Origin of the sequence: Spiribacter pallidus (assembly GCF_040838495.1) — a bacterium.
GTDB classification, from domain to species: domain Bacteria; phylum Pseudomonadota; class Gammaproteobacteria; order Nitrococcales; family Nitrococcaceae; genus Spiribacter; species Spiribacter pallidus.
This window is the reverse complement of record NZ_JBAKFM010000002.1, coordinates 400261-418925: the sequence shown is the minus strand read 5'-3', so window position 1 is coordinate 418925 and position 18665 is coordinate 400261. Positions and strand designations below refer to the sequence as shown.

Here is an 18665-nt window from a genome sequence, read left to right as displayed (position 1 = left end):
TTTCACTCAGCCTCGCAGCCCGAGCACGTCCTCCATATCGTAACGCCCCGGCGGCTGATCCTTCACCCAGTGCGCGGCGCGCAGCGCCCCCCGGGCAAAGACGGCCCGGGACGAGGCGCGGTGGGTGAGCTCGAGCCGCTCCCCCTCACCGGCGAACAGCACCGTATGTTCACCGACGATGTCTCCGCCGCGCAGCGTCTGAAAGCCGATCTCGCCCCTTGGCCGGGCCCCGGTGATGCCGTGGCGCGCGTAGACGGCCCGATCTTCGAGCGCCACCCCACGGCCGGCGGCCACCGACTCGCCCAACGCCCTGGCGGTCCCCGAGGGCGCATCCTGCTTGTGCCGGTGATGCGCCTCGACGATCTCGATATCGTAGTCATCACCCAGCGCCCCGGCGGCAACACGGGCGAGATGCCGCATCAGGGTCACGCCACTGCTGTAGTTGGCTGCCTGGACCAGCGGCACCCGGGCGGCCACGGCATCGAGTCGGGCCACATCGTCGCTGTCGAGCCCCGTGGTCCCGATGACAATGGGCGTGGTGGTAGCCTCGACCGCCGCCAGATTGCCCGGCAGGGCCGCCGGCAGCGTGAAATCCACGAGCACGTCCGCCGCCTGCGCCGCCGCCATGGGGTCGTCCACCACGGCAACCCCGGCCTGCCCGGCACCGGCCAGCTCGCCGGCGTCACGGCCCACCCAGGGGCTACCCGGCTCGACCGTGGCCGCGCCCAGCGCCAGGTCCTTTGACTCGGCCACCAGCTGCACCAGTGTCCGGCCCATGCGCCCGCCGGCGCCGAGAATGCCCACACGAACGTCCACTAGAACTTCATCCCTTCGAAGAACGATTTCACCGAATCCAGCCACGAGCTGCCCCGGGGGCTGTGGTGCTCGCCACCATGCTCCAGGGTCTCGGCCAGTTCCTCGAGCAGCTTCTTCTGCCGGCCGGTGAGGTTGACCGGTGTCTCCACCGCGACTCGGCAGAGCAGATCCCCCGGCGTGCCTCCCCGCACTGGCTTGACGCCCTTGCCACGCACCCGAAAGACCTTGCCGGATTGGGTGCCCGCCGGCACCCGCAGGCTGACCCGGCCCTCGAGGGTGGGGACCTCGAGCTCGCCGCCCAGCGCGGCGGTGGTCATGCTCACCGGGATGTCACAGCGCAGATCGGCCCCGTCGCGGGTGAAGATGGGATGGGGCTTGACCACCATCTCGACATAAAGATCGCCGGGTGGGCCGCCCTGCTCGCCCGGCTCACCCTCGCCCGAGAGGCGAATGCGATCCCCGGTGTCGACGCCGGGCGGGACCCGCACATTGAGCGTTTTCTGATCGGCCACGGTGCCCTTGCCACCGCATTTGCGGCACGGATCGCTGATGATCTGGCCGCTGCCGCTGCAGCGCGGACAGCTTTGCTGGACCGAGAAAAACCCCTGCTGCATGCGCACTTCGCCGTGCCCCTTGCAAGTCGGGCAGGTCTGGGGCTGACTGCCGGGGGCCGCACCGCTGCCCTCGCAGGCATCACAGCGCACCTGGGTGGGGATGCGGATTTCCCGCTCCACCCCCTGGACGGCCTCTTCGAGCGATACCTCCATGCGGTATCGCAGATCCGCACCACGAAAGGCCCGGGACCCGCCCCGGCCGCCGCCGAAGATATCGCCAAAGATATCGCCAAAGACATCCGAGAAGTCGGCACCGCCAAAGCCGCCCGGCCCGCCGGGGCCGCCGCCACCGCCGCCGCCGGCCTCGACACCGGCATGGCCGAACTGATCATAGGCGGCCCGCTTTTGCGGGTCGCTTAAGACCTCGTAGGCCTCCTTGGCTTCCTTGAAGCGAACCTCGGCGTCGGTATCACCCGGATTGCGATCCGGGTGATATTTCATGGCCAGCCGGCGGTAGGCCTTTTTCAGGTCCCCTTCGGAGGCATTCTGCGAGACACCCAGTACGTCGTAGTAATCACGTTTTGACATCCGCAGAGGTTACTTCTTTTCGTCGTCCTTGACTTCCTCGAACTCGGCGTCGACGACATCCTCCTGATCAGAGGCGCCCTGCCCGTCCGCGGATCCCGCATCGGCCTGACCGTCGGCGTCCTGGTAGAGCTTCTCGGCGAGTTTGCCAGAGGCCTCGGCCAGCGCCTGGGTCTTGGTGTCGATGGTGTCCTTGTCATCACCCTTGAGGGCCTCTTCGACCTCGGTGATGGCATCCTCGACGGCCTTTTTCTCCTCGTCGCTGGCCTTGTCACCGACCTCATCCAGGCTCTTGCGCGCCGCGTGGATGAGGTTGTCGGCCTGGTTACGGCTCTCAACGAGCTCCCGGGCCTTGCGGTCCTCTTCGGCGTGGGCCTCGGCATCATCCACCATGCGATTGATCTCGTCCTCGGACAGACCGCTCGAGGCGCGAATCTGGATGGACTGCTCCTTGCCGGTGCCCTTGTCCTTGGCGGTGACATGCAGAATGCCGTTGGCATCGATGTCGAAGGTCACCTCGATCTGCGGGACCCCGCGGGGCGCCGGCGGGATGTCGGAGAGATCGAACTTGCCAAGCGACTTGTTATCGCTGGCCATCTCGCGCTCGCCCTGCAGGACGTGGACGGTCACCGCGCTCTGATTATCATCGGCGGTCGAGAACACCTGATTGGCCTTGGTCGGGATGGTGGTGTTCTTCTCGATGAGCTTGGTCATCACCCCGCCCAGGGTCTCGATGCCCAGCGAAAGCGGTGTGACGTCGAGCAACAGCACATCCTTGACATCACCACCCAGTACGCCGCCCTGGATGGCCGCACCAATGGCCACCGCCTCGTCCGGGTTGACGTCGCGCCGCGGATCCTTGCCAAAGTACTCGGTCACCGCCTCCTGCACCTTGGGCGTGCGGGTCTGGCCGCCCACCAGGATGACCTCGTCGATATCGCTCGCCTTCAGTCCGGCGTCCTTTAACGCCACCTCGCAGGGCTTGATGGTGCGCTTGACCAGATCATCCACCAGGCTCTCGAGCTTGGCCCGGGTGAGCTTGAGGTTGAGATGCTTGGGCCCGCTCTGATCGGCGGTGATGTAGGGCAGATTGACCTCGGTCTGCTGCGCCGAGGAAAGCTCGATCTTGGCCTTCTCGGCGGCTTCCTTGAGCCGCTGCAGCGCCAGCCGGTCGCCGCCCAGGTCGATGCCCTGATCCTTTTTGAACTCGGCGATCAGATAGTCGATGACCGCCCGGTCAAAGTCCTCACCGCCCAGGAAGGTATCGCCGTTGGTGGAGAGCACCTCGAACTGATGCTCGCCCTCGACCTCGGCGATCTCGATGATCGAGACATCGAACGTGCCGCCGCCCAGGTCATAGACCGCCACCTTGCGATCACCGCCCTGCTTGTCCAGGCCATAGGCGAGTGCTGCGGCGGTGGGCTCGTTGATGATGCGCTTGACCTCAAGCCCGGCGATGCGGCCGGCATCCTTGGTCGCCTGGCGCTGTGAGTCGTTGAAATACGCCGGCACGGTGATCACCGCCTCGGTGACCTCCTCGCCCAGATAGTCCTCGGCGGTCTTTTTCATCTTCTGCAGGACCCGGGCGGAGATCTCCGGCGGCGCCATCTTTTTGTCGCGCACCTCTACCCAGGCGTCACCGTTATCCGCCTTGACGATGCTGTAGGGCATTTCCTTGACGTCACGCTGGACCACGTCCTCTTCGAACTTGCGGCCCACCAGGCGCTTGATGGCGTGCAGGGTGTTTTCGGGGTTGGTCACCGCCTGCCGCTTGGCCGCCGCGCCCACGAGGACCTCGCCGTCTTCGCTGAAGGCCACAGTCGAGGGGGTGGTGCGGTCACCCTCGGCGTTTTCGATGACCCGTGCCGATCCACCCTCCATGATCGCGACGCAGGAATTGGTGGTTCCCAGGTCGATTCCGATGATCTTGCCCATTTGCTCGTGCTCCTTAAAAACTCAAATCAATTCATTGGCCGATATTTAGGCGGGCCGGGGGGTTTTCAACCCCCCTCGTTGCCCTCGCCTTTGTCGGCGTCGGCGTGATCGCCGCCGGACTGGGCCGGGGCCTTGGCCACGATGACCATCGCCGGCCGCAGCAACCGCTCGCCAAGCCGGTACCCCTTTTGCACCACACTCAAAACGGTGTTGGGTTCGGCCTCGCTGGACTCCTGGGCGGCCATCGCCTCGTGGACCGCCGGGTCAAAGCGCTCGCCCTGCGGCGAGACCGCCTCGATGTTGAACTTATCGAGCGCCTGCTCGAACATCCGAAGCGTCAGCTCCGAGCCCTCGGCAAGCTTCTCGACATCGGCACTCTCGCTGCGGGCGGCCTGCACCCCCATCTCGAGGCTGTCCTTGACCGCGAGCAGCTCGCCGGCGAGCTTCTCGAGCGACTGCTGCCGCGCCGAAGCGACATCCTTTTCGGCGCGCCGGCGCTGGTTTTCCATCTCGGCCCGAGCGCGCAGGAACTGATTCCAGTTCTCCTCGGCCCGCGCCTCGGCCTCGGACAGCGCACTGCGCAGGGTCTCGATCTCGCCGACGTCGGCGACGACTTCGGCCTCGGGGGCCTCACCGGCCTCATCGACCGCAGGGTCGATCCCGGCAGCCCGGGCGGCGTCGCTTGGGGATTCGTCGTTGGGCTGGCCGCCGGCGCCGGCCGGTTGGCCGTTCGACTGGCCCTCAGCGCGGGCCGCCGGATCGGATTCCGGCTGAGCGCGCTTGTCCTCTTCGCTCATGGTCTACTCCGTTGTTGTCCTGACACCTTGTCGGTGGAATTGGGGATTAATGGCCGGGTTTCAAGGCATGCCCGAGCAGTCGGGCGGTGACATCGACAATCGGGATGACCCGGTCGTAGGCCATGCGTGTTGGCCCGATCACGCCCAGGACGCCAAGGACCTCGTCGTCGTTCTGATAGGTCGAGGTCACAAGACTCACCCCGTCAAAGGCCTGATACCCGGACTCCTGGCCGATGAAGATCTGCACACCATCGGCCGCCAGGCACCGGTCGAGCAGATGCAGGATATCGCGCTTGCGACCGAAGGCTTCGAACAGTTCTTTGAGCTTCTCGACACTAGAGAGCTCGGCAAAGGTCATCAGATTGGTCTCGCCGGCCATGACAAAGTCGTCTTCCTCACCATCGCCGTCATTGAAAAGCTCCTGCGCCACGGCAATGGCCGATGTCATGAGGCTGTTCATGTGCTGTTGATCGGCCTGCATGGCCTCGAGCAGCCCGCGCCGGACCTCCGCGACGCTCTTGCCGGCGAACTCCGCGGACAGGTAGTTGGCCACCTGCTGGAGTTCGGCCGGGTCGTAGCCGCGGTCGGTTTCGATGACCCGGTTCTGCACCTCGTGGTCGTTGAGCACCGTGATCGCGAGGATGCGCCGCTCGGTCAGCGGCAGGAATTCGATATGCCGAATCGCGCCGTAGTCGCGCCGCGGCAGGGTCACCACGCCGGCCAGGTGCGTGAGCCCGGAGAGCAGATTGGAGGCGGAATCCACCAGCGATTCGCGATCCTGGCCACCGTCGAGGCGGATTTGCAGATTATCCGCATCCAGACCGCCGTCGCTGCGGACCTTGAGCAGCGAGTCGACAAAAAACCGATAGCCCCGGTCGGTGGGGATACGCCCGGAGGAGGTATGGGGCGATTGGACGTAGCCGGCCTCTTCGAGATCGGCCATGACATTGCGAATGGACGCGGCACTCAGGTCGAGCCCCGAGTCCCGGGTCAGCGCCCGCGAGCCCACCGGCTGGCCGTCACGGATATAGCGATGGACGAGCATCTTGAGCAGATGCTGCGCGCGCTCTGTGAGCGGCTCCTCGACCTGTCGCTGAACCATGCAACCTCCGTTGATTGGCACTCCCGACCCAAGAGTGCTAAGCGACGCTAACAACGGCTCATCAGGCTGTCAATTTGCCGGTTGCGTGCTAAGTTGTCGCCACCGACAATCGAGGGTTTCATGGAATCGTTCCAGCGCATCGCCATTACCGGTAAACCCAACGACAGTGCCGTCACCGACACCATCGGCCGGCTTGTCGAGCGGCTTGAATCCCTCGGCCGCACCGTCCATGTCGACAGCGCCCTCGCGCTTGAGGGCTCGACGGCCGACGACACCCTCGCGGCGCTCTCTCCGGTCATTGATCTGCTCATCGTCGTCGGCGGCGACGGCACCCTGTTGCATGCCGCGAAGACCGTTGCCGAGCACGATGTCCCGGTGCTGGGGGTCAACCGCGGGCGGCTGGGGTTTCTGGTGGATGTCTCACCCGAGCGGTTCGACGAAATCGAAGCGGTGATCGACGGGGCGATGACCATCGAAGAGCGTTTGATGCTCGAAGCCCGCGTGCGGGTGGCCGACCGGGTGGTCGCCGAGGCCCCGGCGCTCAACGACGTGGTGCTGCAGAAATGGAACACCTCGCGGATGATCGAGTTCGAGACCTGGATTGACGGCGAGCCCTGCAACCGCCACCGATCGGACGGGCTGATCATCTCGACGCCCACCGGCTCGACCGCTTATGCCCTCTCCGGCGGTGGCCCCATCATGCACCCGGGCATCCACGCCATGGCCCTGGTGCCGGTCTGCCCCCACACCCTGAGCAACCGGCCGCTTGTCATCAGCGCCGACAGCCGGGTCGAGGTCCGGGTCGCCCCCGAGCACATCCACCAGGTCCATGTCAGCTGCGACGGTCAGACCGACCTGACCCTCGAGGACGGGGCTCGGGCCGAGATCGTCGCCTCGCCCCATCGACTGCGACTTGTGCACCCTCCCGGCCACCGCTACTTCGATATCCTGCGCGCCAAGCTTCGCTGGGGGGATGGAGCCGCGCCATGCTGAACCAAATCCAGGTCCGTGACTTTGCCATCATCGATCGGCTCGAGATCGATCTTGAAACCGGGCTGACCGCGCTCACCGGCGAGACCGGGGCCGGTAAATCCATCCTGCTCGACGCCCTGGGGCTGTGCCTGGGCGATCGGGCGGATACCGCCATGGTCGCCAACGACGCCGAGCGAAGCGAAGTCCATGTCCGGTTCGATGTCAGCGATACACCGGCCGCCCGGCACTGGCTTGGCGAAGAGGGCCTGGATGAGGACGATGAATGCCTGCTGCGCCGGGTCATCCACCGCAACGGCCGCTCGCAGGCATGGATCAACGGCCGGCCCGCGACCCGCGCGCAGCTCGAGGCCCTGGGCGAGTATCTGGTCGGCGTTCATGGCCAACATGCCCATCAGGCGCTGATGCGCGCCGACAACCAGCGCCGCAGTCTGGATGGGTTTGCCGGCAACTTAGCCGAACGCGATCGCCTGGCAAGTGCCTATGCCGGGCTTCGGGCGGTCGATGACGAAATCGAGCGCCTGAGTGGTGGGCACGAAGACCACCAGGACCGCATGGACCTGCTGCGCTACCAGCTCGAAGAGCTCGAGGCCGAAGCGCTCGAGGCCGACGCCCTCCACGCGCTTGAGCAAGAACACCGCCGGCTTGCCGGCGCCGAGGACATCCTCAACGCCTGCCACACCAGCCTGGCAATGCTCTATGAGGGCGAGACCACCGCGCAGTCGATCATCGCCCAGGCGGAGCGCTCGCTCGAGCCCCATACCGACGCCGATCAGGCCCTTGCTGAGGCCTGCGACCTGCTGGCCAACGGCCAGGTGCAGATCGAAGAGGCCTGCCAGTCGCTGCGTCATTTTGCCGACCGGCTCGAGATGGACCCCCAAAGGCTTGAAGAAATCGACCAAAAAATAAGCCGGATCAATGATCTGGCACGTAAACATCACACCGAGCCGGAAGCCCTGACCGGCCTGGCCGCCGCGCTCCGTGACGAGCTCGAAGCCCTGGAGAATGCCGATACCCGCCTTGCGGATCTGCAACAGCAACGCCAGGCCCTGGTGGCGGACTACCACCAGGCAGCGGCGGCCCTTAGCGCGACCCGGCAGACCGCCGCCGCGGCGCTTGAGGAGCGCGTCAACGCCCTTTTGGCAGAACTTGGCATGGGTGGGGCGGCCCTTTTGATCCGGCTTGAGTACAACGCCGATGGCGAGCCCGGCCCCAACGGACTGGATCGCGTTGGGTTTGATGTGCGCACCAACCCGGATCAGCCAGCGGCGCCGCTCTCGAAGGTCGCCTCGGGCGGTGAGCTATCGCGGATCGGCCTGGCGCTTGAGGTGGCGACCGCCGATACCGCCGAGCTGCCCACACTGATCTTTGACGAGGCGGATACTGGCATCGGCGGCGCCGTGGCCGAGGTGGTGGGACGCAAGCTGCGTGAACTCGCCGGCCACCACCAGGTGCTTTGCATCACCCACCTGCCCCAGGTCGCCGCCCAGGCCCATCACCAGCTGCAGATCGAAAAACAGCAAAACCCCGACGGGCGCACCGTCACCGATGTCCAGCCCCTGGATACCGAGGCCCGGACCCGCGAGCTTGCCCGGATGCTGGGCGGCGTCGAGATTACCGACAATACATTGAGCCACGCCCGCGAGATGCTCGAGCGCGCCGGCTGATCAGCTGATCTGCCCGCCCTGGACCCGAGGGGTTTTGGCGCAGTCCGGGCACCGGCCGTAGAGGATGTGGGAGTGACTCAACAGCGTGTAGCCCGATACCGCCGCCACATCCGCCTGGCGCCGCTCAATGACCCGGTCCTTGAACTCCTCGACCCGGCCGCAATCCACGCAGACCAGATGATCGTGCTGGATGCCGGAGTTGAGCTCGAACACCGCCCGGTCGCTGTCAAAGTTATGCCGGATGACGATGCCCACCTCGGCAAACTGGGTGAGCACCCGATAGACCGTGGCCAAGCCAATGTCATCGCCGTTTTCATGCAGCCGCTGGTAGACCTCTTCGGCGGCAAGGTGCTCGCGCTCGCGGCCGGCGAGGATGCGCAGGATCTTCAGCCTGGGGAGCGTGACCTTGAGTCCGGCACGGCGCAGTTCGTCGCTCTCCTGGCTGATCTCCCAGGGGATATGGGCGTTACGCTGGGGCTGGGTTACCATTCCGTCACTTTCATCAGTTGCCAACGGCCTTTTTAGAATGATTCCAGTATACACCCGCAAACCGCTGCTCACAGTTGCTGCCGTCGCGCTGCTGCTCGCCGGCTGCGCGCAGACCGTCGAGCGGCTGCCCATCCTCTACAAGCCGGAAATCCGCCAGGGCACGCTGTTTACCGAATCGGCCGTCGACCAGCTCGAGCCCGGGATGACCCCGCGCCAGGTGCGCTTTTTGCTGGGCCCGCCCACCATCGAGGACCCCTTCACCGAGGGGCGCTGGGATTATGTCTACGAAGTCGAGCCTCGCAGCACCGACCTCGAGGCGGTCTCACGGCGGTTGACGGTGTTTTTTGAAAACGGCCAGGTCGCAGGCGCCTCGGGGGCGTTCATCGACGCCGGCCACCCGCTCTTTGACGGGGCCGATCAGGCCCGGGCGCAGTAGCGCTCAGCCGCGCCGGCGCTGTTCCCGCGCCCGCTCGCGGCGCTGGGCCTTGGGGTCGACCTGCAACGGCCGATAAATCTCGACCCGGTCACCATCGCACAGCGGCGTTGCCGGCTCGACCCGCCGGCCAAAGATCCCCACGCCGTGGGTTGCCGGGTCCATGTCCGGATACCGCTCGGCCAGGCCAGACTGCGCCACCGCCTGGGAGGCGGTGGTCCCCGAAGGCACGGTCAGTGTCACCAGCGCCTGCTCGTCAGGCAGCGCATAGACCACCTCGATGGTGATCGGGCTATCGGCCATAGCACTGATCGGCCCGCTTGACGAACGAATCCACCAGCGTCCCGGCGACCTGGGTGAAGACCTTGCCAAAGGCCATGGCAAGCAGGCGATTGGCAAACTCGAACTCCAGATCCAGCGAGACCTTGCAGGCGCCCTCGCCCATGGGCTCGAACCGCCAGAACCCCTCGAGCTGGTGGAACGGCCCGCGGACCAGGCGGATTTCGATCATCTTGCCAGGCTGGCGGTAATTGCGGGTGGTAAAGGACTTCTCGAACCCGGCCTTGGCAAACAGCAGCTGGCCGACCACCAGATCGTCGCGCCGCTCGAGCTCGCGGCTGTCTTTGACCCATGGCAGAAACTCCTGATAGCGGCGGACATCGTCCACCAGCTCGAACATCTCCTGAGCGCTGTGGCGGACGATTGCAGAGCGAGAGACCGTGGTCATTGCGGTTGGCAGGCCTGTTGGGTTGTATGACAAGTCGATGACAGATCGCGAAGCTTATCAGAGTCGGGCCTGATCGCTCACCGATGGTAGACTGTCGGTGTGAGCAAGAAAGCCGGCAAAAAGAAACCCACAGGCGATAGCGCCACCATCGCGGTCAACAAGAAAGCCCGCTTCGAGTACTTCATTGAAGATACCTTCGAGGCCGGGCTGGTGTTGCGCGGCTGGGAGGTCAAAAGCCTTCGCGCCGGTCGGATCAACCTGACCGAGGCCTATGTCATTCTGCGCAATGGCGAGGCGTATCTCATCGGCTGCAATATCCCGCCACTGGCGACGGCCTCGACCCACGTCAACCCCGACCCGACGCGCACCCGCAAGCTTTTGCTCCACCAGCACGAGCTCGCCAAGTTGGTCGGCGCCATCGAGCAGCGCGGCTACACGGTGGTGCCGCTGGATCTGCACTGGTCGCGGGGCAACGCCAAGCTGCGCATCGGCCTTGCCAAGGGCAAAAAGCAGCACGACAAGCGCGCCGACAAAAAAGAACGGGACTGGCAGCGCGAGAAAGCCCGGCTGCTCAAGCACAGCGTCTGAGCGCCGGTGCACCGGCCCTACCCGCGGAACTCTGGCGGGTGTATCCTCTCTAACTGACGACTTGGGGACGACATGGCTTCGACGGAGGTCGCGAAACTCCAGGTGCATGCCGAGGACGTCACTCAACCTCGTAAAACATGTGGCAAAAAAGATAGTTGCCAACGACGACAACTACGCACTCGCGGCCTAATAACCCGTGAGCTGTCCGCATCTCATCGCCTGTGGTGGGTGTTGGACAGGCATACTACACAGGCTAGCCCCGCGGGGAGCCCGGACCCGCGCGGCGAAACCTGACGGGATCGCGGCGGCCGTACCCTGACCGTTGGGTTGGCAGCCGCTAAACACAAAAACGGTGCTAAGCATGTAGACCCTGGGGCGGAGGTCCTTCGGACGCGGGTTCGATTCCCGCCGTCTCCACCAAGCACCTTAAACCCCGCCCCGGCGGGGTTTTTTATTCGGATGATTTCCAGTGGTCACTCAGAGGTCAGATCCAGCCGCCGGCCCATTCCCCGAACGCGGGCCCGCTCCAGCGCCGCGCGGGCAAGGGAAAGGTCCTGCAGTCCAACACCACTGCCATCGAACAACGTCAGCTCACTGGCCTTACGCCCGGGGACGCGCTCGGCGATGACGCCCCCCAGCGATGCGATCTCCGACTCGGCCATCAGGCCCTCACCCACCGCGTGCTGACATTCACCGAGTCGGGCTGACTGCGACGGCAGCTCCGCGAAACACCGGGCACGGGCGACCAGAACCGGATCAAGCTCCTGCTTGCCCTCGGTATCCGTGCCCATGGCAGCGATATGGGTCGGGCCCACCACATGGACATCTTCAAGCAGTGGCGCGAAGCTCGAGGTGATCGTGATGATGACATCACTGGCCTCACCAAGCTCAGGCAATGAGACCGGTCGGAAACTGCAACCGCGCCGCTCGGCGATGGCCTCAAGCGCCTGCGTCCGCTCAGGTCGGCGATTCCAGGCCAACACCTCGGTAAACGCCCCGATATCCAGCGCTGCCTCGAGCTGCCAGCTCGCCTGATGGCCGGCGCCCAGGATGCCCAGCACCCGGGCACCGGCTGGCGCCAGGTGCCGGATGGAGCTCGCTGCGGCAGCTGCCGTGCGCAATGCAGTGAGGTGGTTCCCGGCGACCAGCGCGTTGCATTGCCCCGTTTCCGGCGCGACAAGCAGCACCGTGGACTGATGACTGGCAAGGCCACGGTCGCCATTACGGGGCCAGTACCCCCCGACTTTGACGCCCAGCGTCATGGCATTGCGATCAAACCCGGACTTATACCCGTAGAGCGCTTCCTGATAACCGATTGGCTCGCGCACGACAGGGAAAGCATCGGCCTCACCGGCATCCATCGCCATAAACACCGCCTCCACCGCCTCGAGCGCGAGGTCAAGGTCGACCAGCGTGGCGACATCCGTCTCACTCAAGCACTCCATATCAAAATACCTTACCGCGTGCCGAGACTGGCCAGAGCGTTTCGACCCGGTCATTGCGAATCCCGACATACCAGTCGTGAACGTTGCATGTCGGATCGCAATGCCCCGGGACGAGGCGCAACTTCTCATTAATAGAGAGCACCCCCTGAGGATCCGCAATGACGCCATGCTCGTCCGAGCACTTCACATACTCCACGTCATCCCGGCCATAGATGAACGGCAGGCCACTGTCCACTGACTGCGCCTTCAGCCCAGCATCACATATGGCTTTGTCCGGTTTGGCGTGGCTCATCACGTTGGTGAGGATGAATAGAGCGTTCTCCCACTCCCCTTCGTCGATGCGGCGCCCGTGGGCATCGTGAATACGCCCGTAATCGGCATCCATAAAAGCATAAGAACCGCACTGGAGCTCGTTATACACCCCCGAGGCGCTCTCAAAGTAGTACGAACCTGTGCCGCCACCTGCCACAATGTCACACTCAAGACCGGTATCCCGCAGCGCGTCCACGGCCTCGCGCACCATCGCAATGGCAGCATCCAGCTTCTCGCGCCGCTCGGTGTAGGACTCCATATGTTGCATGGCCCCCTGGTAGGCCTGAAGGCCAGCAAACTGCAACCCCGCCTCGGCATCAATCGCCGTGGCAAGACGCACTACCTCAGTGCTGTTGGTTACACCGCAGCGCCCTGCCCCGCAATCGATCTCTACTAAACACTCAATCTGGGTGCCATTGCGCTCGGCGGCCGCTGAGAGATCCGCCACATTTTGGATATCGTCTACGCAACACAGCGTTCGGGCACCGAGAAGTGGTAAGCGCGCCAAGCGGTCGATTTTGGCAAGGTCCCGAACCTGATTGGTAACCAACACATCGGTGATGCCGCCGCGGGCAAACACCTCGGCCTCGCTGACTTTCTGGCAGCAAACACCGCAGGCGCCACCCAGTTCCTGCTGGAGCCGAGCAACATCGACGGATTTGTGCATCTTGCCGTGTAGCCGATGGCGCATGCCATTGTCGGCGGCAATCTGGCCCATTTTACGGATATTGCGCTCAAGCGCGTCGAGGTCCAGAACCAACGCCGGCGTCTGGATATCAGCGGCATCCATCCCGGGCACGGCCGGAATGTCATAGCCCACTTCTAGAGCATCGAAGCGAATGGGTGCGTTCATGGTTCAGCCCTCCTGATTGAGCCAGGGGAGCCGGTCGAGATCGACGTTACCCCCGGTGATGATCACGCCGATGCGTTGGCCGGCGAACAACGATGGATTAGCAAGAATAGCGGCAACCGGAACGGCGCAGCTCGGTTCGATGACGATTTTCATGCGCTGCCAGACAAGCTTCATGGCATCGATGATCGCCTGCTCATCCACGGTCAGAATGTCCGCCACATACTGGCGGACAAACTGCCAAGTGAGTTCTTTCATGGGCACCTTGAGGCCATCAGCCACGGTCTGCGGCGCATCGTCAGTAATCAGACGCCCGGCATGGAGACTGCGAGCCGCATCATCGGCTTGGCGCGGCTCGGCACCGTAGATTTTGACCTGCGGGGCGATGGTGCTGAGAGTCAGGCAGCATCCCGAGAGCATGCCGCCGCCGCCGATCGGTGCGATGACGGCATCCAGCTCCTCGGTCTGCGTCATGAACTCGCGTGAACAAGTGGCCTGTCCCGCGATTACACGGGGGTCGTTGTAAGGATGAACAAAATCGGCACCCGTGCGCCTCTCGAGTTCGGTGAAAGCGGCCTCGCGCGCCGAGGTGGATGGTTCGCACTCGATGATCTCTCCCCCATAGCCACGAACGGCATCCTTCTTGGCCTGCGGTGCCGTATGCGGCATCACGACATGGCAGGGAATGCTGCGCCGTCCTGCGGCATAAGAGAGGCTTAGGGCATGATTTCCAGAGCTATGCGTCGCAACTCCCGCAGCACGCTGGTCTGGCCGCAGACCGAAAACCGCATTGGTTGCGCCACGCGCCTTGAACGCCCCTGCCTTCTGGAAATTCTCACACTTGAAGAACAGTTGCGCGCCACTCAGCTGATCGAAGGTCTCGCTGGTGAGCACCGGAGTGCGGTGAATCCAGGGCGCGATGCGCTCATGCGCTGCGATGACATCGTCGAATACCGGTAATTGCATGATCAGGCACCTCCTGCCTGTCGACGTGGCATGATGCTCTCGGTCTGGCGATACTGGCGCTGGGCGGCGGCGACACCGCTGCCTGCGGTAATCGGGAAGCCCAGGTCAAGAAGCGCCATCTCTGCGGTGGCGATACCGGCCAGCGCCATGGCCTCGCTCATCTGTCCCAGATGGCCGATACGGAAGACGCGATCGGCGAGCTGCCCCAGACCGATGCCGAAGGACATCCCATAGCGCGTCTGGGCCCGTTGCACCACGGCATCCGCGCTGAATCCCTCTGGCACCCGGATGGCCGTCACGGTATCCGAGGCCAGTGCCGGGCGACGGGCGCACAGCTCGAGCCCCCAGGCACCCACGGCAGCGCGCACACCCGCAGCGATGTGTGCATGGCGGGCATATACCGCCTCCAGTCCTTCTTCGTGCAGCATCGCAAGACTCTCATCGAGCGCGTCGAGCAGCCCAACCGCCGGCGTGTAGGGATAGCTCCCTGCCTCCAGCGCCTCCAGCATGGCCGACAGATCGAGATAGCCGCGCGGGCCAGTATGGTCTGCCGCTGCCGCGCGAGCTCGCGGACTGACCGCAACGATCGCAAGACCGGTGGGCAGCATGAATCCTTTCTGTGAGCCGGCCACCGCGATATCCACGCCCCAGTCGTCCATGCGGAATGGCAGCGAGGCAATAGAACTGACCCCATCGACCATTAAAAGACCGGCATGGCTCGCCGCATCCAGCGCCCGCCGAACCGCGGCGATGTCGCTCGTCACCCCGGTGGCGGTCTCGTTGTGGACAGCCAGCACCGCCCGGATGCGTTGCTGGCAATCTCCGCGCAGCACCTCGGCCAGGCGATCTGCGGGAATTCCCTCGCCCCAAGGCGCATCAATGACCTGCACTTCAAGTCCCAACCGGCGCGCAAGGTCTATCCAGCGTTGCGAAAACATACCGTGACGCGTGGCGAGCACCTGATCACCGGGGCTGAGGACATTGGTTAGGGCGACCTCCCAGCCGGCTGTCCCGCTCCCGGTAAAAAACGCCATCTCGGCCTGCCGGCTGCCAAAGACGGAACGCAGGCGTTCGCGCAGCGGAATGATGAGCTGAGCAAAACGTGGGCCACGGTGATCCCATGCACTCCTCGCCATCGCCAGGCGCAGTCGCTCGGGAATATTAGTGGGCCCCGGGATGAATAGTGGATTGACCATCGGCAGACTCGACGCTCTTTACTTTATTAACCCCCAGTTTACGCAGGCAGGTGCCGCTGCCAAGTTTTTCAAAAAATTTTTTCGTTATGCATCAAAAAATGCCATCATCCTGATTGATCAAGGATTATTGTTTTTCCAAACAACGCAGAAACCGCTGATGGAAAATTTGCTCGAGGAGGATGTCGCATGAATTTCCCCACGCAGGTAACCCGTCCCCACCGCCGTCGTGGTCGCCCCCGCACCGGCACGCCGGAGACCTCAGGCAGCATCAACCAGGCACTCGACCGCGGCCTCATCATTCTCGAGCACCTCGCCACTGGCGATGCTCAGACACTGAGTGATCTCGCCGTTGACGCTGGTCTTTCCACAAGCACGGTTTACCGTCTGCTGGTCACGCTGGCCCGCCGTGGCCTGGTCGAGTTCGATGAACCAACGCAAACCTGGTCAATCGGCGTAGAGGCATTCCGCATCGGCAGCGCCTTTCGCCGCCGCACGAATGTCATTGAGGCCGCTCGGCCCATTATGCGGGCCCTGATGACGCAAACGGGTGAAACCTGCAACTTGGGCATCGCCGAGGGCGATGTTGTGATTTTTGTCTCACAGGTTGAAACGCATCACCCTATTCGGGCCTTTTTTCGGCCCGGGACCCGAACGCCCCTGCATGCCTCGGGCATTGGCAAAGCGCTACTTGCGCAAACCCATCGCGGGCGCTACCAGGACTGGGCAGCGCAAAACCCGCGGGAGCGCTTTACGGCGCACACGTTGACCGACCCCGCGGCCCTGGCCACGGCCCTTGAGCAGACCCAGCAACGCGGCTGGGCATTGGATGACGAAGAGAGCACAGCTGGCATGCGCTGCCTGGCTGCCGCGGTATTTGACGAATATGGCGAGGCCGTCGCTGGCATTTCCATTTCCGGGCCGCTGGCGCGCCTGTCGGACGCGGCATTGCCCGGGCTGAGCGACCAGGTCCGTGGTGCCGCAGCGGCATTGACCGAGGCCATCGGTGGTAGACGCCCCTGAAAGCCGACACCCGTCCTTCACCGCTGCTGCACCACCATTGCATCGGGTTATGCTTGATAAACCGTGTCTGGAGGGGAAGCAGCATATGGCAGATGACACAGCGGCCGAGTGGGTTGGCGAGTACGACTATATCGTCATCGGTGCAGGCACCGCCGGGTGTCTACTGGCCAATCGACTGAGCGCAAACCCTCACCGTCGCGTCCTTTTGCTCGAGGCCGGTGGAAAGGATCGCTACCCGTGGATCCACATCCCGGTCGGCTACCTCTACACGCTCAACAACCCGCGAACCGATTGGTGTCTGAAAACCGAAGCGGACCCGGGCCTCAACGGCCGTGCGCTCACCTACCCCCGGGGCCGGGTTCTGGGCGGCAGCAGCTCGATCAACGGCATGATCTACATGCGCGGCCAGGCGGCAGACTACGAGAGCTGGGTGAATGCCGGCAATCCCGGCTGGGGATGGGCCGAGGTGCTCGAGTATTTCCGTCGCCATGAGGACCACGGCTTTATCGCCGATGAGTGGCATGGACAGGGCGGTGAGTGGCGGATCGAGCGCCAACGGCTGTCGTGGCCGATCCTCGAGGCCTTCCAGCAGGCGGCCGCTGAGCAGGGCATCCCGCCCGTTAATGATTTTAATACCGGTGATAACGCGGGTTGCGGGTATTTCCATGTCAATCAGCGGAAAGGCGTGCGCGTCAGCGCCGCCCGGGCCTTCCTGCGCCCGATTCGTCATCGCCAAAACATCACCGTGCTCACCCACGCGGAAGTGGAGACGCTGTACCGGGTCAACGGACGGATGACCGGCGTGCGTTTCCGCCAGAATGGCCAGCGCCTGCGCGCCAGCGCCGGGGCCGAGCTCATCGTCGCGGCCGGCGCGGTCCACAGCCCTGCTCTGTTGCAACGCTCGGGGATCGGCGCCGCCAACGCATTAGATGCCTTGGGAATTGGCGTTGAGCAAGACCTGCCGGGCGTTGGCGAGAATCTCCAGGATCACCTGCAGTTGCGCACCGTTTATCGCATCCAGGGCGCATCCACGCTGAACGAAAGGGTCCATCGCCTGTCGAGCCGGGTGCTCATGGGCCTTGAGTACGCCCTGCGCCGCACCGGCCCCTTATCCATGGCACCCAGCCAGCTGGGCTGCTTCGCGCGAAGCAACCCGGATCAGCCCCGTGCGAACCTTCAGTACCATGTCCAGCCATTGAGCACGGACCGCCTCGGTGATCCGCTGCACCCCTTTCCGGCGATTACCGCGTCGGTCTGCAATTTACGCCCGGAAAGCCGAGGGCGTGTGAGTCTTCGCGATGCCGATCCGGCCTCGACGCCCTGCATCGAGCCACACTATCTCTCAACAGAGGGGGACCGCGCGGTGGCAGTGGAGGCCATCCGGCTGACCCGTCGGATCATGGGAAGCGCCGCGCTGGCTGCGCATCAGCCGGCCGAGCTCCTCCCCGGCGCGGACATCGACTCGGATGAGGCGCTGGCCCACGCGGCTGGGGATGTCGGCACAACGATCTTTCACCCCGTGGGCACCTGCGCCATGGGCCCGTCCCCCGAGACGGGTGCGGTGGTCGATGCCAGATTGCGGGTACACGGCGTGCCCGGCCTTCGCGTGGTGGATGCCTCGGTCATGCCGACCATCACCTCCGGCAACACCAACTCCCCGACCCTGATGATTGCCGAGAAGGCCGCAGAGATGATCCTGGCCGACGCGGCGAGTTAACTCGATAACCGCCGCAACACGTCTGCGATACGAGCGCCCGACAACAGCGCACACTTGCAACTGCCCATACGGGCGGGGGTGTGAACATAGTCACCACAGAATGCCACCCGGGCATCCGGGCACACCGATAGGGTCTCCGGCAGCGGCTCGGCGCTCGGATATCGGGTCAATGCCCTTTAACAGATCATCCTTGATCTTGCGGGCGCGCTCACGCGCTTGGACAAGGGTCACGTCAAGGAAACCGCCTCGGCCATAATTGCGCCGCTTGCCGGCATAGCGCACCCGCAGAACCCAGCCGCGCGCGCCCGTGTCGGTTATGCGGTGCAATAGCCCGGTGACGCCGCCCACCGCGTGCATGCCGGGTCGACTCAGGCGCTTCACCTCGACCGCTGATAATTCCCTCACCGTCTTTGGCATGGGTTCGATTCCCTCTCTCTTCACCAAACCTGGGCGCTTGGTGTATCTCATCCTGTATA

General features: G+C 64.3%; 19 protein-coding genes, 1 other RNA gene and 1 pseudogene. 8 read left to right on the top strand and 13 right to left on the bottom strand.

Annotated elements, in window-relative coordinates; genetic code table 11:
* Nucleotides 1-6: 6 nt before the first annotated feature.
* The 5 genes from dapB to hrcA all read right to left on the bottom strand — a co-directional run bounded on the left by dapB (nucleotide 7) and on the right by hrcA (nucleotide 5789).
* On the bottom strand, nucleotides 7-816 hold the full coding sequence (gene dapB, locus V6X73_RS05440; RefSeq protein ID WP_367958604.1) for a 4-hydroxy-tetrahydrodipicolinate reductase: 810 nt from the start codon (nucleotides 814-816) through the stop codon (nucleotides 7-9).
* Nucleotides 816-1958, bottom strand: coding sequence for a molecular chaperone DnaJ (dnaJ, locus tag V6X73_RS05435; RefSeq protein ID WP_367958605.1), 1143 nt, complete (start codon nucleotides 1956-1958; stop codon nucleotides 816-818). Before dnaJ ends, dapB begins: the two co-directional genes overlap by 1 nt.
* A 9-nt stretch (nucleotides 1959-1967) precedes the next feature.
* Nucleotides 1968-3890: a molecular chaperone DnaK gene (gene dnaK, locus V6X73_RS05430; RefSeq protein WP_367958606.1), complete on the bottom strand. Its 1923-nt coding sequence runs from the start codon at nucleotides 3888-3890 to the stop codon at nucleotides 1968-1970.
* Between the two features lie 65 nt (nucleotides 3891-3955).
* Nucleotides 3956-4687, bottom strand: a complete 732-nt coding sequence (grpE, locus tag V6X73_RS05425; protein ID WP_367958607.1) for a nucleotide exchange factor GrpE — start codon at nucleotides 4685-4687, stop codon at nucleotides 3956-3958.
* A 46-nt stretch (nucleotides 4688-4733) separates the two neighbouring features.
* Complete coding sequence (hrcA, locus tag V6X73_RS05420) at nucleotides 4734-5789, bottom strand: heat-inducible transcriptional repressor HrcA (protein ID WP_367958608.1); 1056 nt, start codon at nucleotides 5787-5789, stop codon at nucleotides 4734-4736.
* Between the two features lie 120 nt (nucleotides 5790-5909).
* On the opposite strand from hrcA, the gene V6X73_RS05415 reads away from it, so the two are divergent.
* Together V6X73_RS05415 and recN are read left to right on the top strand one after the other, a co-directional pair.
* Nucleotides 5910-6782, top strand: a complete 873-nt coding sequence (locus tag V6X73_RS05415; protein ID WP_367958609.1) for an NAD(+) kinase — start codon at nucleotides 5910-5912, stop codon at nucleotides 6780-6782.
* Nucleotides 6776-8446 carry a DNA repair protein RecN gene (recN, locus tag V6X73_RS05410; protein WP_367958610.1) on the top strand — a complete coding sequence of 557 codons (1671 nt, stop codon included), beginning with the start codon at nucleotides 6776-6778 and terminating at the stop codon, nucleotides 8444-8446. The genes V6X73_RS05415 and recN overlap by 7 nt, the downstream gene beginning before the upstream one ends.
* Here recN and fur read toward each other — a convergent pair whose 3' ends face one another.
* A complete protein-coding gene (gene fur / locus V6X73_RS05405) occupies nucleotides 8447-8935 on the bottom strand; it encodes a ferric iron uptake transcriptional regulator (protein WP_367958611.1) in 489 nt (162 codons plus the stop codon).
* A 37-nt stretch (nucleotides 8936-8972) separates the two neighbouring features.
* Between fur and V6X73_RS05400 the strand changes: the two genes are divergently transcribed.
* Nucleotides 8973-9371 carry an outer membrane protein assembly factor BamE gene (locus V6X73_RS05400; protein WP_367958612.1) on the top strand — a complete coding sequence of 133 codons (399 nt, stop codon included), beginning with the start codon at nucleotides 8973-8975 and terminating at the stop codon, nucleotides 9369-9371.
* A 3-nt stretch (nucleotides 9372-9374) separates the two neighbouring features.
* Here V6X73_RS05400 and V6X73_RS05395 read toward each other — a convergent pair whose 3' ends face one another.
* Both V6X73_RS05395 and V6X73_RS05390 read right to left on the bottom strand, forming a co-directional pair.
* Complete coding sequence (locus V6X73_RS05395) at nucleotides 9375-9671, bottom strand: RnfH family protein (RefSeq protein WP_367958613.1); 297 nt, start codon at nucleotides 9669-9671, stop codon at nucleotides 9375-9377.
* Nucleotides 9661-10095 carry a type II toxin-antitoxin system RatA family toxin gene (locus V6X73_RS05390; RefSeq protein ID WP_367958614.1) on the bottom strand — a complete coding sequence of 145 codons (435 nt, stop codon included), beginning with the start codon at nucleotides 10093-10095 and terminating at the stop codon, nucleotides 9661-9663. Before V6X73_RS05390 ends, V6X73_RS05395 begins: the two co-directional genes overlap by 11 nt.
* Nucleotides 10096-10194: 99 nt before the next feature.
* Here V6X73_RS05390 and smpB point away from each other — a divergent pair, with 99 nt between their 5' ends.
* Together smpB and ssrA are read left to right on the top strand one after the other, a co-directional pair.
* Complete coding sequence (gene smpB, locus V6X73_RS05385; RefSeq protein WP_367958615.1) at nucleotides 10195-10683, top strand: SsrA-binding protein SmpB; 489 nt, start codon at nucleotides 10195-10197, stop codon at nucleotides 10681-10683.
* 63 nt (nucleotides 10684-10746) lie between these two features.
* Nucleotides 10747-11103, top strand: a transfer-messenger RNA (tmRNA) gene (gene ssrA, locus V6X73_RS05380).
* A gap of 53 nt (nucleotides 11104-11156) precedes the next feature.
* Here the strand turns inward: ssrA and V6X73_RS05375 are convergent.
* Genes V6X73_RS05375 through V6X73_RS05360 form a run of 4 tightly spaced genes read right to left on the bottom strand, consistent with a single transcriptional unit; the run spans nucleotide 11157 to nucleotide 15452 of the window.
* Nucleotides 11157-12119: an ornithine cyclodeaminase family protein gene (locus V6X73_RS05375; protein WP_367958616.1), complete on the bottom strand. Its 963-nt coding sequence runs from the start codon at nucleotides 12117-12119 to the stop codon at nucleotides 11157-11159.
* Nucleotides 12120-12129: 10 nt separating this feature from the next.
* Nucleotides 12130-13293, bottom strand: coding sequence for a 3-hydroxy-D-aspartate aldolase BhcC (gene bhcC, locus V6X73_RS05370; protein WP_367958617.1), 1164 nt, complete (start codon nucleotides 13291-13293; stop codon nucleotides 12130-12132).
* A gap of 3 nt (nucleotides 13294-13296) precedes the next feature.
* Nucleotides 13297-14256 carry a beta-hydroxyaspartate dehydratase BhcB gene (gene bhcB, locus V6X73_RS05365; protein WP_367958618.1) on the bottom strand — a complete coding sequence of 320 codons (960 nt, stop codon included), beginning with the start codon at nucleotides 14254-14256 and terminating at the stop codon, nucleotides 13297-13299.
* A 2-nt stretch (nucleotides 14257-14258) separates the two neighbouring features.
* The gene (locus V6X73_RS05360; protein ID WP_367958619.1) at nucleotides 14259-15452 is read right to left on the bottom strand and encodes a pyridoxal-phosphate-dependent aminotransferase family protein; all 1194 of its coding nucleotides are present in this window, start codon (nucleotides 15450-15452) and stop codon (nucleotides 14259-14261) included.
* Between V6X73_RS05360 and V6X73_RS05355 the strand changes: the two genes are divergently transcribed.
* The 3 genes from V6X73_RS05355 to V6X73_RS05345 all read left to right on the top strand — a co-directional run bounded on the left by V6X73_RS05355 (nucleotide 15445) and on the right by V6X73_RS05345 (nucleotide 18189).
* Complete coding sequence (locus V6X73_RS05355; RefSeq protein WP_367958620.1) at nucleotides 15445-15642, top strand: hypothetical protein; 198 nt, start codon at nucleotides 15445-15447, stop codon at nucleotides 15640-15642. The two genes, V6X73_RS05360 and V6X73_RS05355, sit on opposite strands and share 8 nt — an antisense overlap.
* On the top strand, nucleotides 15639-16472 hold the full coding sequence (gene bhcR, locus V6X73_RS05350; RefSeq protein ID WP_367958621.1) for an HTH-type transcriptional regulator BhcR: 834 nt from the start codon (nucleotides 15639-15641) through the stop codon (nucleotides 16470-16472). Before V6X73_RS05355 ends, bhcR begins: the two co-directional genes overlap by 4 nt.
* A gap of 85 nt (nucleotides 16473-16557) precedes the next feature.
* Nucleotides 16558-18189, top strand: coding sequence for a GMC family oxidoreductase (locus tag V6X73_RS05345; RefSeq protein ID WP_367958622.1), 1632 nt, complete (start codon nucleotides 16558-16560; stop codon nucleotides 18187-18189).
* A 141-nt stretch (nucleotides 18190-18330) separates the two neighbouring features.
* On the opposite strand, the pseudogene V6X73_RS05340 reads toward V6X73_RS05345, so the two are convergent.
* Nucleotides 18331-18606, bottom strand: a pseudogene (locus tag V6X73_RS05340) (Arm DNA-binding domain-containing protein); the annotation flags it as partial.
* Nucleotides 18607-18665: the final 59 nt, after the last annotated feature.